The sequence below is a fragment of the Rhizobacter sp. P2_H2 genome (genome assembly GCF_056403375.1).
Window position 1 is genome coordinate 1 of the sequence record NZ_JBFUFP010000796.1, and the last position, 2,570, is coordinate 2,570.

At 70.2% G+C, this 2,570-nt stretch carries 2 protein-coding genes; both read left to right on the forward strand.

The features are described from left to right. Window positions 1–56 precede the first annotated feature (56 nt). Entirely contained in the window at window positions 57–1,997 is a 1,941-nt protein-coding gene (locus AC1D15_RS26435; RefSeq protein ID WP_477828331.1) for an ABC-F family ATP-binding cassette domain-containing protein, read from the forward strand. 76 nt (window positions 1,998–2,073) lie between these two features. Then, window positions 2,074–2,433, forward strand: coding sequence for a hypothetical protein (locus AC1D15_RS26440; protein ID WP_477828332.1), 360 nt, complete (start codon window positions 2,074–2,076; stop codon window positions 2,431–2,433). Window positions 2,434–2,570 lie beyond the last annotated feature (137 nt).

Genomic DNA, 2,570 nt, shown 5'->3' on the forward strand with positions numbered 1-2,570 from the left:
GGTCAGGCCCTTGTTTCCGCTCTTTTCCATGCTTTTTTCCCGTTGGTGAGTTACCCATGATTGTCATCAAGAACGTCACGCTGCGGCGCGGCACCAAGGTCGTGCTGCAGGACGCGAGCGTCACGCTGCAGCCCGGCGAGAAGGTCGGCCTGGTCGGGCGCAACGGTGCCGGCAAGTCCTCGCTGTTCTCGCTGCTGACGCACCGGCTGCAGTCCGACGCCGGCGACGTGGCCATCCCGCCGCGCTGGCTGGTCGGCGAGGTCGCGCAGTCGATGCCGGAGACCGACGATCCGGCCACCGACTTCGTGCTGGAGGGCGACACCCGGCTGAACGCCGCGAACGCCGCGCTGGCCGCGGCCGAGGCGGCCGACGACGGCCATGCGATGGCCGAGGCGCACCAGCTGATCGCCGAGGCCGGCGGCTTCGAAGCCCGCCCGCGCGCGCAGGCGCTGCTGATGGGCCTGGGCTTCCGCGTCGACCAGCTCGACGAGCCGGTCAACAGCTTCTCGGGCGGCTGGCGCATGCGGCTGCAGCTGGCGCGCGCGCTGATGTGCCCGGCCGACCTGATGCTGCTCGACGAGCCGACCAACCACCTGGACCTGGACGCGCTGGTGTGGCTGGAAGCCTGGCTGCAGCGCTACGAGGGCACGATGATCGTGATCAGCCACGACCGCGAATTCCTCGACGCGATCACCCGGGTGACGCTGCACCTCGACGAGACGCGCCTCACGCGCTACACCGGCAACTACACCGCGTTCGAGGAGATGCGCGCCGAGCGGATGATGCAGGCGCAGGCCAACTTCGCGAAGCAGCAGGAGCGCATGGCCCACCTGCAGAAGTTCATCGACCGCTTCAAGGCCAAGGCCAGCAAGGCCAAGCAGGCGCAGAGCCGCGTGAAGGCACTGGCGCGCATGGAGAAGCTCGGGCCGGTGCTGACCAGCAGCGACTTCCAGTTCGAGTTCCGCGAGCCGGTCTCGCTGCCCAACCCGATGCTCGCGTTCTCGGTGATGTCGTGCGGCTACGCCGGCGTGCCGATCGTCAGCAACGYGAACCGCTCGGTGCTGGCGGGCCAGCGCATCGGCATCCTGGGCGCCAACGGCCAGGGCAAGTCGACGCTGGTGAAGACCATCGCGAAGGAGATCCCGCTGGTGGCCGGCGAGGTCACCGAGGGCAAGGGCTTGTCGATCGGCTACTTCGCGCAGCAGGAGCTCGACGTGCTGTCGCTCGACGACGGCCCGCTGATGCACATGGTGCGGCTCGCGCGCGACGTGGGCCCGCAGGCGCGCGAGCAGGAGCTGCGCGACTTCCTCGGCTCGTTCCGCTTCGTCGGCGACATGGTCACGCAGGCCGTCGGCTCGCTGAGCGGCGGCGAAAAGGCGCGGCTGGTGCTCGCGATGCTGGTGTGGCAGCGCCCCAACCTGCTGCTGCTGGACGAACCGACCAACCACCTCGACCTGACGACGCGCGAGGCGCTGTCGATGGCGCTCAACGAGTTCGAGGGCACGGTGATGCTGGTGAGCCACGATCGCGCGCTGCTGCGCGAGGTGTGCGACGAGTTCTGGCTGGTCAGCGACGGCGCAGTGAAACCGTTCGACGGCGACCTGGACGACTACCAGAAGTGGCTGCTCGAGACCTCGCGCGAGATGGCGAAGGGCGCGCGCGAGGCGGGCTCGGCGAAGGTCAAGGCCAAGAAGGCGGAGGCCGCCGCCGCCGCGGCCCCGAAGGCAGCCAAGGACGACCGCAAGGCCGGCGCCCAGCAACGCCAGAAGGCCGCCGAGCAGACCAGGCCGCTGCGCACCGAACTGGCGACGCTCGAGAAGCGCATCGCGACGCTGACGCAGGAGAAGGCCAACATCGAGGAAGCCTCGGCGCGGCCCGGCCTGAGCCCGGCACAGCGCGTCGAGCAGGGCAAGCGGCTCAAGCAGCTCGGGGACGAGCTCGAGGGCGCCGAGGGCCGCTGGCTCGAGGTCACCGGCGAGCTCGACGCGCTGGGCTGACACGGCTTCGCACCACCGCACGCGGCTTCCGTTCGGTGGCCGGGGACGAACGGCGCACGGCCTATCGTTCGTCCCCATGATGGCCCTTCAAAAAGCGCAAACGGGTGACCTGTCGGGCGGTGCCGGACAGCGCCAGGGCGCCGCCCGCGCGGCCGAGCCGGCCGCGGCGCCGACGGTGAACCCGGCACTGCTCGGGCGCTTTCGCGCACTGATCGACGAAGTGACCGACGAGCTGATGCAGGGCCGCAGCGGCGACCGCAACAGCTTCCGGGCCGACGCGATCACGCTGCTGATGGCGACGACGCAGGAGATCGACGGGCCCGCCGACGGCGTCGAGAGCCCGTTGAGCTACCTGCTGCGCGAGGAGCAGCAGAAGGCGGCCGCCGTGCTCGGCAGCAGCGAGCCCGACCACTTCCTCACGTTCATGAAGGTCTGAGGCATCGCGATGGCACTCCAAGGAATCAACGGGCCCGCCGAACGTGCACCGCGGCCCACCGTCACCCGGCAGGACAGCGGCAGCACGAGCGCACCGAGCCGGGCGCGCGACCGCGGCACCAACGCGCTCGGCAACGC

Bases quoted from the DNA above. Each gene is read 5' to 3' on its own strand.
- AC1D15_RS26440 (WP_477828332.1), top strand. From the start codon at position 2,074: ATGATGGCCCTTCAAAAAGCGCAAACGGGTGACCTGTCGGGCGGTGCC.